Raw genomic sequence first — 13784 nt, 5'->3', positions numbered from 1 at the left:
TGGCAGCACCATGTCATCAAGGACTTTGATGGCACAGCTAGAATCAACGGTTTTGTCCAATTGACAAAAATCCATAGTAACCCTGATTAGGAACCATTCAAATGGCCATCGAACGCACTCTTTCCATCATCAAGCCCGACGCCGTTGCCAAGAACGTGATCGGCCAGATCTACGCTCGCTTCGAGGCCGCCGGCCTGAAGGTCATCGCCGCCAAGATGGTGCACCTGTCGCGCGGCGAAGCCGAGCAGTTCTACGGCGTCCACAAGGAGCGTCCCTTCTTCAAGGACCTGGTGGACTTCATGATCTCCGGCCCCGTGATGATCCAGGCCCTGGAAGGCGAGAACGCCATCCTGAAGAACCGTGAACTGATGGGCGCCACCGACCCCAAGAAGGCTGAGAAGGGCACGATCCGCGCCGACTTCGCCGACAGCATCGACGCCAACGCCGTGCACGGCTCTGACGCCGCTGAAACTGCAGCCGTGGAAGTGGCATTCTTCTTCCCCGGCATGAACGTCTACTCGCGCTGATCCCCGCGTCTTCCGCGGCCGTCATGGTCTGTCCGGTGCAGGCCATGCCTGCCGCGGAAGAGCCGAGAGCGGCGTGGCACCGGCCTGCCGACATGAATACCAATTTGCTAGATTTTGATCTCGACGGACTGGCCGCTTATTGCGAACAGCTCGGCGAGAAGCGTTTCCGCGCAACGCAGCTGTTCCGCTGGATCCACCAGCGAGGCGCCAGCGATTTCGACCAGATGAGCGATCTGGCCAAGTCCCTGCGCGAAAAGCTCAAGGCGCGTGCCCACATCACGGCCCTGCCGGTTCTGACCGAGCATGTGTCTGCCGATGGAACGGTCAAGTGGCTGTTCGACGTGGGGGGCGGCAATGCCGTCGAATCCGTTTTCATTCCCGAAGATGACCGGGGCACGCTGTGCGTGTCGTCCCAGGCCGGCTGTGCCGTGGGCTGCCGCTTCTGCTCCACGGGTCACCAGGGCTTCAGCCGCAACCTCAGCACGGGCGAGATCCTGGCCCAGCTCTGGTATGCCGAGCATGCGCTGCGCAAGCGCCTGGGCACGGGCAGCGAGCGCGTCATCTCCAACGTGGTGATGATGGGCATGGGCGAGCCGCTGCAGAACTACACGGCCCTGGTGCCGGCGCTGCGCGTGATGCTGGATGACCATGGCTACGGCCTCTCGCGCCGCCGCGTGACCGTGTCCACCTCGGGCGTGGTCCCGATGATCGACAGGCTGTCGCAGGACTGCGCCGTGGCCATGGCCGTGTCGCTGCATGCGCCCAACGACGAGCTGCGCGACCCGCTGGTGCCGCTGAACCGCAAGTACCCCATCCACGAGCTGCTCGATGCCTGCGAGCGCTACCTGGAGTTCGCGCCGCGCGATTTCATCACGTTCGAATATTGCATGCTCGATGGCGTCAATGATCAGCCCGAGCATGCGCGCCAACTGATAGAGTTGGTCCGCGCACGTGGCGACGGCCGCAGCTGGTGCAAGTTCAACCTGATTCCGTTCAACCCCTTCCCGGCCTCGGGCCTGCTGCGTTCACCTGCAGCGCGGGTGACGGAGTTCGCCAGCCTGCTGAGCAATGCCGGCATTGTGACCACGGTGCGCAAGACACGTGGCGACGACATCGACGCAGCCTGCGGACAGCTGGCTGGCGATGTCAAGGACCGCACGCGCGCTGCCGAGCGCATGGCAAAGCAGCGCACCATTGTTCTCAAGCAGATGCCTTGAGAGGACCTACGGAACAAAGGGACAGTTCATGAAGTCAGTGGCTCGGCGGCTGCGATCGGGGGGTATCGGTGGATGCATGCGCTGGGCAGTGCCGGTGCTGGTCCTTGCCTTGGCCGGCTGCGCCGGCAAGCAACCTTTGGTGCCTTCGGCGAATTCAGGCTCCGGCAATGCTTCGTCCGTCTCCAATGCCTCGATGGCCTCGGCCGCCGAGGTCGATCCCCGTCGCCGCGCGGCCATTCGCCTGGAGCTGGCGGCTTCCTACTTCCAGGCCGGCCGCATCGATGTGGCCCTGGAAGAGGTAAACCAGGCGCTGGCCTCCGACCCCGGTTCCGCCGATGGCTATGGACTGCTGGCCCTGATCTACATGCGCAACCAGGACTGGGACCAGGCCGATGCCAGCCTGCGCAAGGCCATGTCGCTGCGCCCCCAGGACGGTGACCTGCAGCACAACTACGGATGGCTGCTGTGCCAGCGCAAGCAGTATGTGCAGGCCCAGGAATGGCTGGACAAGGCACTGGCCCAGCCCGGCTACCTGGAGCGTCCCAAGACATGGATGGCCAAGGGCCTGTGCCTGCAGCAGGCCGGTCTGCTGGTCGAGGCCCAGCAGGCGCTGCTCAAGGGCTATGAACTCGACGCCGCCAACCCGGTGATAGCCTATCACCTGAGCAATGTGATGCTGCAGGGGGGCGACGCCAAGAGGGCGCAGTTCTACATCCGCCGCCTCAACAGCAGCCCCCAGTCCAACGCGGAAAGCCTGTGGCTGGGCATCAAGATAGAGAGGGCGCTGCAGCAATCTGCAGCGATGCGGCAGCTGGCCGACCAGCTGCACCAGCGCTTCCCGGAGTCCCGCCAATGGCTGGCCTACGAGCGTGGAGCATTCAATGAGTGAGGTGTTGGCGGTGCATGACGAAGCAGGTACGCAAGGCGAGAACGCCAAAACTTCCATGACGGCGGGCACGCTGCTGCGCCAGGCGCGCGAGGCGGCAGGCCTGTCGCTGGCCGGACTGGCGGCGGCGCTCAAGGTGCCGGCCCCCAAGCTGGAGGCCCTGGAGGCGGATGACTATGCCGCCTTCCAGGACCATGTCTTCATGCGGGCCCTGGCACAAAGCGTCTGCCGCACGCTGCGCGTGGACTCGGCCTCGGTGCTGGCCCTGCTGCCGCGCACCCAGCTCAAGAGCCTGGCCGATGATCGCGGCAGCATCAATGCCACGTTCAAGGAGCGCTCCTTCAAGGCCACCGGAACACCGCTGGGCCGCGAAAACGGTTCGCGCAAGGTCGCCATCATCGTGCTGCTGCTGCTGGCGGCCGCCGCCGCCGTGTACTTCCTGCCCAAGCACGAAGGCGATGCCGAGGAGCCGCAGGCCGGCTCTTCCGACGCCGCTGCCCTGGTGTCGCCGGCCGCAACCGTGTCCGAGCCCGTGGCTGCCCAGGAGCCTGTGGCGCCCGCAGTGACGGCGCCAGCCTCCGAAGGGGCGGCGCCTGCAGCACCTGCAGCGCCTGCAGCCACGCCAGCCGTCCAGGCGCCTGCAGCAGCGGCTCCCGCAGCTGGCGTGCCTGGCGATGTGCCCGCCGATGCCGCAGCGGCGACTCCTGCAACCCAGGCCGCGCAAACGCCTGGTGGCGTGCTGGTCATGAAGGCCAGCGCACAATCGTGGGTGCAGGTCAAGGATGCCAACGGCCGCGTGGTGCTGCAAAAGACGCTGGCTGCAGGTGAGTCGGTTGGCGCCGAAGGTGCGCTGCCGCTGTCTGTCATCGTCGGCAATGCCAGCGGCACCGAAGTGCGCGTCCGTGGTGAGCTGCTGGAAGTGGCCAAGACCACCCGTGACAACGTGGCCCGCTTTGAGGTGAAGTGACCGTGCAAGATTTCCTATCCACGCAGCAGCCGATAGCGATTGCCTCGCCGCTGCCGCGCAAGTCCCGCCAGGCCCGCGTGGTCTGGCGCAACAATGTCGTCACCGTGGGCGGCGATGCGCCTGTGCGCGTGCAGTCCATGACCAACACCGATACGGTGGACGCGGTCGAGACGGCCATACAGGTGCGCCAGCTGGCCCAGGCCGGCTCGGAGATGGTGCGCATCACCGTCAACACGCCCGAGGCAGCCGCTGCCGTGCCCTACATCCGCGAGCAGCTCGACCGCATGGGCGAGTACGTGCCGCTGGTGGGCGACTTCCACTACAACGGCCACCGCCTCCTCACCGAATACCCGGCCTGCGCCGAGGCGCTGTCCAAGTACCGCATCAACCCCGGCAACGTCGGCAAGGGCGAGAAAAAGGACAGGCAGTTCGGCCAGATGATCGAGGCGGCAGCCCGCTACGACAAGGCCGTGCGCATCGGTGTCAACTGGGGTTCGCTGGACCAGGAGCTGATGGCGCGCCTGATGGACGAGAACTCGCGCCGCGCCCAGCCCTGGGATACGCGCCAGGTCATGTTCGAGGCGCTGATCTCCTCGGCTGTCGATTCCGCGCGCCTGGCCGAGTCCATGGGGCTGAACGGCGACAACATCATCCTGTCGTGCAAGGTCAGCGGCGTGCAGGACCTGATCTCGGTCTACCGGGCCCTTGCGCAGCGCTGCGACTATGCGCTGCACCTGGGCCTGACCGAGGCCGGCATGGGCACCAAGGGCACGGTGGCCTCGGCTGCCGCGCTGTCCGTGCTGCTGCAGGAAGGCATTGGCGACACCATCCGCGTCTCGCTCACGCCCCAGCCCGGCGAGGCGCGCACGCAGGAAGTGGTGGTTGCCTCCGAAATCCTGCAGGCCCTGGGCCTGCGCGTTTTCGTGCCCAGCGTCACGGCCTGCCCTGGCTGCGGCCGCACCACCAGTACCACCTTCCAGGAGCTGGCCAAGCGCATCGACGACTACCTGCGCGGCCAGATGCCGCTGTGGCGCATGAAGTACCCCGGCGTCGAGGCCATGAAGGTGGCCGTGATGGGCTGCATCGTCAACGGCCCTGGCGAGAGCAAGCACGCCAATATCGGCATCAGCCTGCCCGGGACGGGCGAGGCGCCCGCTGCCCCCGTCTACATTGACGGCGAGAAGGCGTTGACGTTGCGCGGCGAGCGCATTGCCGAGGAATTCCAGACCCTGGTCGAAGACTATGTGGCGCGCACCTATGGCGCCACCGCTGCCGCACCCGCCTGAGCGGCTGCGCCAGGCATTGCAGTTATTGCAAAATAGATAGCACACCACGCTTTGTTTCATGGGGTCTCACGCGGAATGCGCGTGGGGGCATGGAGCGCAAAAGGCGGGGTCCGCTCCTGTTTCCGAGCATTCATCGAACGAGAACAACGTGGCCAAACCCGAAAAACTCTCCGCCGTCAAAGGCATGAACGACATTCTTCCCGCCGAGTCCGCTCGCTGGGAATGGCTGGAGGCGCAGGTGCGCGAGCTGATGGCGCGCTTTGCCTACCGCAACGTGCGCACGCCCATCGTCGAGCACACGCAACTGTTCGTGCGCGGCATCGGCGAGGTGACGGACATCGTCGAAAAGGAGATGTACTCCTTCGAGGACAAGCTCAATGGCGAGCGCCTGACGCTGCGCCCAGAAGGCACGGCGAGCCTGGTGCGCGCCACCATCGAAAACAACCTGCTGTACGACGGCGGCAAGCGCATGTGGTACATGGGGCCCATGTTCCGCCACGAGCGCCCGCAGCGCGGCCGCTACCGCCAGTTCCACCAGATCGGTGCCGAGGCCCTGGGCTTTGCCGGCCCCGATGTCGATGCCGAGCTCATTTTGCTGGCCGTCTCCCTGTGGAAGCAGCTGGGCCTGACGCAGTGGCGCCTGGAAATCAACAGCCTGGGCCAGCCCGAGGAGCGCCAGGCCCACCGCCAGGCCCTGATCGCCTACCTGGAGCAGCACCAGGACGTGATGGACGAGGAGGCCAGGCGCCGCATGTACAGCAACCCGCTGCGCGTGCTGGACACCAAGAATCCCGCCATGCAGGCCATGGTCAACGGGGCGCCGCGCCTGCTGGACTTCCTGGGCGAGGGCTCGCTGGCCCACTTCGACGGACTCAAGGCCATCCTGGACGCCAATGGCGTGCCCTGGACCGTGAATCCGCGCCTGGTGCGCGGCCTGGACTACTACAACCTCACGGTGTTCGAGTTCATCACCGACATGCTGGGCGCGCAGGGCACCATCTGCGCCGGCGGCCGCTACGACTACCTGATCGAGCAGGTGGGCGGCAAGAGCGCGCCGGCCGTGGGCTGGGCGCTGGGCGTGGAGCGCGTGCTGGAGCTCGTCAAGGAGCTGGGCGCCGACATCCCCGCGCCCACGCTGCATGCCTACGCCATCGTTCCCGACGTGTCGGCCATGCCCGTGGCCCTGCGCACCCTGCAGCAACTGCGCGAGGCCGGCGTGCGCGTGCAGATGCATGCGGCCAGCTCCGAAGGCCTGGGCAGCATGAAGTCGCAGTTCAAGAAGGCCGACGCCAGTGGCGCGCATTTCGCATTGATCTTCGGCTCCGACGAGCTGCAGCAGGGCCTGGTCACCGTCAAGTCGCTGCGCGACGGCACGGGCCAGCAGGTGCAGCAAGCCCTGGCCGATGCGGCCCAATGGGCTGCCACCCTACAATCGGCGGTTTGACCGTCATCCGCAGCTTTCCAGGCCACCGCTCCAGCGGCGTCCTCCATACACAAGGCGACACAGGCGATTCATGGCAAACCATTTCGATCTCGAAGAACAAGAGCAGATAGAGCAGCTCAAGCATTTCTGGAATACCTGGGGCACGTTGATCACGGGTGTGCTCGTGGTCATCTTTGTCGGCTTTGCCGGCTGGAATGGCTACCAGTACTGGGAAAAGCGCCAGGCCACCCAGGCTGCCGCTCTGGCGCATGCCGTCGATGTGGCGCTGTCAGGCAAGGATGCGGCGCGCGCCGGCCAGGCCTTTGCCGATCTCAAGGACAAGTACGCCGGCACCACGCAGGCAGCCCAGGCCGGCCTGCTGCTGGCCAAGGCCGCAGTGGACGAAGGCAGGCTCGATGATGCCAAGGCAGCCCTGACCTGGGTGGCCGACAAGGGCGACGAAGGCTACAAGGCCCTGGCCAAGCTGCGCCTGAGCGCCGTGCTGGAGCAGCAAAAGCAGTACGACGAAGCCCTGAAGGCGCTGGATGGCAGCATGCCCGAATCCTTCGCCGGCATCGTGGCCGACCGCCGCGGTGACATTCTTGCGGCCCAGGGCAAGACGGCCGAGGCCATCGATGCCTACCAGCGCGCCCATGCGCTCCTGGACAAGGGCGTGGACTACGGACGCCTGATCGAATTCAAGCTCAACGCCCTGGGCGCCACGCCCACCGTGCTGGCACAGGCCAAGACTTCGACCTCGGAGAAGCAACCTTGAAAACTTCGGCAGATCAACTGATGGCAATCTCGCGCCCGCGTGGCGTTGCGCGCTGGATGGCTCTGGGCCTGCTGGCCGGTGCCCTGGGCGGCTGCTCCACGGTCTCCTCGTGGTTCAGCAGCGACACCAAGCCCAAGCCCAAGGAACTGGGGGCCAACCCCGGCCTGCTGGCAGTGCACCAGGCCTGGACGGCCAAGCTGGGCGCCGAAGTGCCGCTGGCCACCGACATCCATGTGCAGGGTGACACGCTGCTGATCGCGGCCAAGGACGGCAGCGTCACGGCCCTCGATGCGCGCAATGGCAGCCAGCTGTCGCGCTTCACCGTTGGCGAGCCGCTGACTGCCGGCGTGGGTGGCGACGCCCAGCGCCAGGCCGTGCTCACGCGCAGCAACCAGGTCATCGTCTACTCGCAAGGCAAGCAGCTGTGGAAGCAGCCGCTGCCCGCAGCCGCCTACACGCCGCCGCTGGTGGCGGGCGGCCGCGTCTTCGTGCTGGCGGCCGACCGCTCGCTGGCCGCATTCGATGCCGCCAATGGCCGCAAGCTGTGGACCGCGCAGCGCCCTGGCGAACCGCTGGTGCTGCGCCAGCCCGGCGTTCTGATCGCCGTGGGCAACACCCTGGTGGCCGGCCTGTCGGGCCGCATGGTGGGCATCGATCCCGACACAGGTGCCGTGCGCTGGGAGGCCCCGCTGGCCAGCCCGCGCGGCACCAATGACGTGGAGCGCCTGGTGGACCTCGTCGGCCGCGTCAGCCGTGTCGGCGACAGCGTCTGCGCGCGCGCCTTCCAGGCTGCCGTGGGCTGTGTGGATACGCAAAATGCATCGGTGCGCTGGACCCAGCCGTCCAAGGGTGCCGACGGCATCGACGGCGATGGCGAGACCGTGTTCGGCGCCGAAAGCAATGGCACCGTCCAGGCCTGGCGCCGCGGCGACGGCTCGCGCGTGTGGTCCATCGACCAGTTGCAGCACCGCCGCCTGACGGCGCCGTTGATGCTGGGCCGTTCGGTGGTGTTTGGTGATGACTATGGTGTGGTGCACCTGCTGTCCAAGACGGACGGACAGGCGCTGGCACGATTGAAGACGGACGACTCCGGTGTGGCCTCGCCCCCGGTATCGGCTGCCAATACGCTGGTGGTGGTAAGCCGCAGCGGAACTGTGTACGGCTTCCGGCCGGATTGATAGGTATTTTCGGGAATGAAGCCAGTTATTGCCCTGGTAGGGCGACCCAATGTGGGCAAATCGACGCTGTTCAATCGGCTGACCAAGTCGAGGGATGCAATCGTCGCGGATTTCGCGGGCCTCACGCGTGACCGCCACTATGGACAGGGCCGCCAGGGCAAGCACGAATACATCGTGATCGACACCGGCGGCTTCGAGCCTGATGCATCCAGCGGCATCTTCAAGGAGATGGCGCGCCAGACGCAGCAGGCCGTGGCCGAGGCCGACGTCGTGGTCTTCGTCGTCGATGCGCGCCTGGGCATGTCTGCCCAGGACCATGACATCGCCAAGTACCTGCGCCGCCTGGGCAAGCCCTGCGTGCTCGTGGCCAACAAGGCCGAGGGCATGAAGGAAGGCGTGCAGCTGACCGAGTTCTACGAACTGGGCCTGGGCGAAGTGCTGCCGGTTTCCGCCGCGCACGGACAGGGTGTGCGCGGCCTGGTCGACCTGGCCCTGGGCCAGCTCAACCTGCCCGAACCCGAGGAAGACGACCCCTTCGACGATGTGGCCCAGAAGCCCATCCGCCTCACCGTGGCCGGCCGCCCCAACGTCGGCAAGTCCACGCTGATCAACACCTGGCTGGGCGAGGAGCGACTGGTCGCCTTCGACATGCCGGGCACCACGCGCGATGCCATCTCCGTGCCCTTCGAGCGCGCCGGCCAGAAGTTCGAACTCATCGACACGGCAGGCCTGCGCCGCAAGGGGCGGGTGTTCGAGGCTATCGAGAAGTTCTCCGTCGTCAAGACGCTGCAGGCCATCGAGAGCGCCAACGTCGTGCTGCTGCTCATCGATGCCACGCAGGGCGTGACCGACCAGGATGCGCACATTGCCGGCTACGTGCTGGAAAGCGGCCGCGCCGTGGTGCTGGCCGTGAACAAATGGGATGCGGTGGACGACTACCAGCGCCAGATGCTGGAGCGCTCGATCGAGACGCGCCTGTCCTTCCTGAAGTTCGCTCCCATGCACTTCATCTCGGCCGAAAAGCGCCAGGGCCTGGGTCCGCTGTGGAACTCCATCATCCAGGCGCACAAGGCAGCCACCTGCAAGATGCCCACGCCGGTGCTCACGCGCCTGCTGATGGAAGCCGTGCAGTTCCAGACGCCCAAGAAGACAGGCATCTACCGACCCAAGATGCGTTACGCGCACCAGGGCGGCATGAACCCGCCGGTCATCGTCATACACGGCAATTCGCTCGAGCATGTGACGGAGGCCTACAAGCGCTTCCTCGAGGGGCGGTTCCGAAAGGAATTCAATTTGGTCGGCACGCCGTTGCGGATCGAGTTGAAAACCTCTCATAATCCTTTCGCCGACAAGGACAAATAACAAGCCACGGAATTTGGGGAAAACCCTTGTGCAGACAGGGGGCCCAAAACACTGTGGTAAGGTGTCGGTTTACAACAACACTCTTCGAACACGGAGAATATCGTGAGCAACAAAGGCCAACTCCTCCAAGACCCGTTCCTGAACGCGCTGCGCCGCGAACATGTGCCGGTGTCCATCTACCTCGTCAACGGCATCAAGCTGCAAGGCCAGATCGAATCCTTCGACCAGTACGTGGTTCTGCTTCGCAACACCGTCACCCAGATGGTTTACAAGCACGCCATCTCCACCATTGTTCCCGGCCGCGCCGTGAACTTCTCCACGGCCGAAGCTGCCGGCAGCGACGCCAGCGCTTGAGCTCGCTGCGCCCTGATGCCTCCCCGCACAGCCGGGGAGCTTCCTCACCCTTCGGGAGAGGTTTTTCTTGAGTTCTGAATCTTTTGACCGGTCCACGCCAACGCCAGTGCTGCTGGTGGGCGTGGATTTCGGCTTTCCCCATTTCGATGGCGAGTTGGAAGAGCTGGGCCTGCTGGCCGGCACGGCCGGCCTGCGTCCCGTTGCACGCCTGACCTGCAAGCGCAAGGTGCCCGATGCGGCGCTGTTCGTGGGCAGCGGCAAGGCCGACGAAATCCGCATGCTCGCCCAGATGCACGGTGCCCAGGAAGTGCTGTTCGACCAGGCCCTGAGCCCGGCCCAGCAGCGCAATCTGGAGCGCCATCTGCAGATGCCGGTCAACGACCGCACCCTGTTGATCCTGGAGATCTTCGCCCAGCGCGCCCGCAGCCATGAAGGCAAGCTGCAGGTGGAGCTGGCGCGCCTGCAATACGTGGCCACGCGCCTCGTGCGCCGCTGGACCCACCTGGAGCGCCAGATGGGCGGCATCGGCGGGCGCGGCGGCCCTGGTGAAAAGCAGATCGAGCTGGATCGCCGCATGATCGACGAATCGATCAAGCGCACCAAGGAACGGCTGCTGAAGGTCAAGAAGCAACGCGCCACGCAGCGCCGCCGGCGCGAGCGCCATGGCATCTTCAACATCTCGCTGGTCGGCTACACCAATGCCGGCAAATCCACGCTGTTCAACGCGCTGGTGAAGGCGCGGGCCTATGCGGCCGACCAGTTGTTCGCCACGCTGGACACGACCACGCGCCAGCTGTATTTGAACGAGGCCCGGCAATCGGTGTCCCTGTCGGACACCGTGGGCTTCATCCGCGATCTGCCGCACGGGCTGGTCGATGCATTCCAGGCCACGTTGCAGGAGGCGATCGATGCCGATCTTCTGCTGCATGTGGTTGACGCCTCCAATCCGAATTTCCCGGAACAAATCCAACAAGTCCAGAAAGTTCTGAAGGAAATCGGTGCCCAGGAGGTGCCTCTGGTACTGGTTTTCAACAAGCTCGATGCCGTCGATGAAGAGCGGCTTCCAGCGCAGTTGCAGGACCAGTACGAGCTTGACGGGCTACCTGTTTCACGGGTGTTTGTCAGCGCCCGCTCCGGTGAGGGGCTGCCGCAGCTGCGGCAGCTGCTGGCCGACCACGCACTGCGCGCAGAAGCGGAATACGCCGAAGCGCATGGTGGTGAAGAGCGGGGCGAAGGGGAGGTGGATGGCGCGATGCCCCCTGGGCAGGACGCCGAATACTAGGGGCTAGCGCCCTGATTGGGCAAAATGCCGATTGGGTCCCTGTCTTTACCGAAGAAACCGAGACTTCTCGCATGAATCTTTCACAACGCGCCCATCGCTGGGCGATGCTGCCGCAGCGCCTTCGCGGGATGTTCAACCTGAATGATCCGCGCTGGGGACGTGGCGACGACAAGAACGACGATGCCTCGTGCCCCGATGCCGACCGTCCCGCTGCGCCGCCGCCTGCGGAACCCGCACGCGACAACCGCGACAGCCGTGACAACCGTCCCTCCTCGGGTGGGGGTGGCCAGCCGCCGGATCTGGACGAGCTGTGGCGTGACCTCAACCGCAAGCTTTCGGGCCTGTTCGGCGGCAAGCCGGGCGGTGGCCGCGGGCAGCCGCCCGTGCGCAATGGCGGTGGCAGCCAGCCGCCGGACATGCGCAGTGCCGGCATGGGCGTGGGCCTGATTGCCGGCATTGCCTTCATCATCTGGATGGGCACGGGCATCTTCATCGTCCAGGAAGGCCAGCAGGCCGTCATCACCCAGTTCGGCAAGTACAAGAGCACGGTGGGTGCCGGCATCAACTGGCGCCTGCCGTACCCGATCCAGCGCCATGAACTGGTGTTCGTGACGCAGATCCGCTCGGCCGACGTGGGGCGCGACACCATCATCAAGAGCACGGGCCTGCGCGAGTCGGCCATGCTCACCGAGGACGAGAACATCGTCGAGATCAAGTTCGCCGTCCAGTACCGTCTGAGTGACGCGCGTGCCTGGCTGTTCGAGAGCAAGAACCCGTCCGAGGCCGTGGTCCAGGCCGCCGAGACCGCCGTGCGCGAAGTCGTCGGCAAGATGAAGATGGACACGGCGCTGGCCGAGGAGCGAGACCAGATCGCGCCGCGCGTGCGCGACCTGATGCAGACCATCCTGGACCGCTACAAGGTGGGCGTGGAAGTCGTGGGCATCAACCTGCAGCAAGGCGGCGTGCGTCCGCCCGAGCAGGTGCAGGCCGCCTTCGACGACGTGCTGCGTGCCGGCCAGGAGCGCGAGCGCGCCAAGAACGAGGCCCAGGCCTATGCCAACGACGTGGTGCCCCGCGCAGCCGGCTCGGCGGCACGTCTGCTGGAAGAGGCCAATGGCTACAAGGCCCGCATCGTGGCCCAGGCCCAGGGTGATGCGCAGCGCTTCAGCTCGGTGTTCACCGAGTACCAGAAGGCGCCCCAGGTCACACGCGACCGCATGTATCTGGAAACCATGCAGCAGATCTACGGCAACGTGACCAAGGTGCTGGTGGAATCGCGCCAGGGCTCCAACCTGCTGTACGTGCCGCTGGACAAGATCATGCAAGGCGTGAGCGGCAATGTGCCGGCAGCCGATGGCTCGGCTGCCCCCAGCACCCAGGCGCCTGCGCCTGCCGCCATTCCCGGCCTTTCGAACGATGCGCGCAGCCGCGACAGCAGTCGCAGCCGTGACCGCGAAGCACGCTGAGGAGCAGCCCAAGTGAACCGAGTTGGATTTTTCATCACCAGCATTCTTCTGGCGCTGGCGCTGCTCAGCTCCATGCTGTTCGTCGTCGATCAGCGCCAGTTCGGCGTGGTCTATGCCCTGGGTCAGATCAAGGAAGTGATCACCGAGCCGGGCCTGAACATCAAGATGCCGCCGCCGTTCCAGAACGTGCGCTACATCGACAAGCGCCTGCTCACACTGGACAGCACCGACACCGAGCCCATGCTCACTGCCGAAAAGCAGCGCGTGGTCATCGACTGGTACGTGCGCTGGCGCATCTCCGATCCGTCGGAGTACATCCGCAACGTGGGCCTGGATGAGTCGGCCGGTGCCATGCAGCTCAACCGCGTGGTGCGCAACGCCTTCCAGGAGGAAATCAACCGCCGCACCGTGCGCGAGCTTCTGTCCAGCAAGCGCGACGCGCTGATGAACGACGTCAAGCGCGAAGTGCTGGAGACCGTGCGCGGCGCCAAGCCCTGGGGCGTGGACGTGGTCGATGTGCGCATCACGCGCGTGGACTATGCCGAGACCATCACGGAATCGGTCTATCGCCGCATGGAGGCCGAACGCAAGCGCGTGGCCAACGAGCTGCGCTCCACCGGCGCCGCCGAAGGCGAGAAGATCCGCGCCGAGGCCGATCGCCAGCGCGAGATCACCATCGCCAACGCCTACCGCGATGCCCAGAAGCTCAAGGGCGAGGGCGATGCGGAAGCCGCCCGCACCTATGCCGACGCCTTTGGCAAGGACCCGCAGTTCGCGCAGTTCTACCGCAGCCTGGAGGCCTATAAGTCCAGCTTTGCCAAGAAGAGCGACGTGCTTGTGCTCGATCCTTCGCAGACCGACTTCTTCAAGGCCTACCGCAACGGCGGCAGCTCTGGAAAGTAAGAACGCCTGAGCGGCAACGCCGCCCGGCCCATGCACGGCGCCCCTGTTGGGGCGCCGTTTTTTCTTGCGCTGCCGCTGGCGCCCGCACACCGAATCGATTCGGAATACCGAACGCTCCTCGTGGGCCTTGGGACACCCCCAATTTGGGCTGGCCCGCA

General features: G+C 65.6%; 13 protein-coding genes. All 13 read left to right on the top strand.

The genetic code is table 11. The annotated features are described in order from the left end of the window. Positions 1–101: 101 nt before the first annotated feature. The 13 genes from ndk (at position 102) to hflC (ending at position 13626) form a co-directional block, all read left to right on the top strand. On the top strand, positions 102–527 hold the full coding sequence (ndk, locus tag ACF8O7_RS09875; protein WP_016447563.1) for a nucleoside-diphosphate kinase: 426 nt from the start codon (positions 102–104) through the stop codon (positions 525–527). A 92-nt stretch (positions 528–619) separates the two neighbouring features. Continuing rightward, positions 620–1744 carry a 23S rRNA (adenine(2503)-C(2))-methyltransferase RlmN gene (gene rlmN / locus ACF8O7_RS09870; RefSeq protein WP_392414699.1) on the top strand — a complete coding sequence of 375 codons (1125 nt, stop codon included), beginning with the start codon at positions 620–622 and terminating at the stop codon, positions 1742–1744. 28 nt (positions 1745–1772) lie between these two features. Further along, positions 1773–2633 carry a type IV pilus biogenesis/stability protein PilW gene (pilW, locus tag ACF8O7_RS09865; protein ID WP_174538864.1) on the top strand — a complete coding sequence of 287 codons (861 nt, stop codon included), beginning with the start codon at positions 1773–1775 and terminating at the stop codon, positions 2631–2633. Then, a complete protein-coding gene (locus ACF8O7_RS09860; RefSeq protein ID WP_047472010.1) occupies positions 2626–3597 on the top strand; it encodes a RodZ domain-containing protein in 972 nt (323 codons plus the stop codon). Before pilW ends, ACF8O7_RS09860 begins: the two co-directional genes overlap by 8 nt. Before the next feature lie 2 nt (positions 3598–3599). Next, positions 3600–4883 carry a flavodoxin-dependent (E)-4-hydroxy-3-methylbut-2-enyl-diphosphate synthase gene (gene ispG / locus ACF8O7_RS09855; protein ID WP_026062068.1) on the top strand — a complete coding sequence of 428 codons (1284 nt, stop codon included), beginning with the start codon at positions 3600–3602 and terminating at the stop codon, positions 4881–4883. A 184-nt stretch (positions 4884–5067) separates the two neighbouring features. Then, positions 5068–6327, top strand: a complete 1260-nt coding sequence (gene hisS, locus ACF8O7_RS09850; RefSeq protein ID WP_227472469.1) for a histidine--tRNA ligase — start codon at positions 5068–5070, stop codon at positions 6325–6327. 70 nt (positions 6328–6397) lie between these two features. Then, positions 6398–7081 carry a tetratricopeptide repeat protein gene (locus ACF8O7_RS09845; RefSeq protein ID WP_016447557.1) on the top strand — a complete coding sequence of 228 codons (684 nt, stop codon included), beginning with the start codon at positions 6398–6400 and terminating at the stop codon, positions 7079–7081. A 20-nt stretch (positions 7082–7101) separates the two neighbouring features. Next, a complete protein-coding gene (gene bamB / locus ACF8O7_RS09840) occupies positions 7102–8259 on the top strand; it encodes an outer membrane protein assembly factor BamB (protein WP_016447556.1) in 1158 nt (385 codons plus the stop codon). Positions 8260–8274: 15 nt separating this feature from the next. Then, on the top strand, positions 8275–9621 hold the full coding sequence (gene der / locus ACF8O7_RS09835) for a ribosome biogenesis GTPase Der (RefSeq protein WP_016447555.1): 1347 nt from the start codon (positions 8275–8277) through the stop codon (positions 9619–9621). A 102-nt stretch (positions 9622–9723) separates the two neighbouring features. Then, positions 9724–9975: an RNA chaperone Hfq gene (gene hfq / locus ACF8O7_RS09830; protein WP_012206813.1), complete on the top strand. Its 252-nt coding sequence runs from the start codon at positions 9724–9726 to the stop codon at positions 9973–9975. A 67-nt stretch (positions 9976–10042) separates the two neighbouring features. Continuing rightward, positions 10043–11257, top strand: a complete 1215-nt coding sequence (gene hflX, locus ACF8O7_RS09825; RefSeq protein WP_016447554.1) for a GTPase HflX — start codon at positions 10043–10045, stop codon at positions 11255–11257. Positions 11258–11328: 71 nt separating this feature from the next. Continuing rightward, entirely contained in the window at positions 11329–12723 is a 1395-nt protein-coding gene (hflK, locus tag ACF8O7_RS09820) for an FtsH protease activity modulator HflK (RefSeq protein WP_392414698.1), read from the top strand. Positions 12724–12735: 12 nt separating this feature from the next. Next, on the top strand, positions 12736–13626 hold the full coding sequence (gene hflC, locus ACF8O7_RS09815) for a protease modulator HflC (protein WP_016447552.1): 891 nt from the start codon (positions 12736–12738) through the stop codon (positions 13624–13626). Positions 13627–13784 lie beyond the last annotated feature (158 nt).

Origin of the sequence: Delftia sp. WSY_16 (assembly GCF_043104415.1) — a bacterium.
Taxonomy (GTDB): Bacteria; Pseudomonadota; Gammaproteobacteria; order Burkholderiales; family Burkholderiaceae_C; genus Comamonas; species Comamonas tsuruhatensis.
Note: the sequence above shows the minus strand (reverse complement) of the source record. Positions and strands in the feature narration are given on the sequence as shown.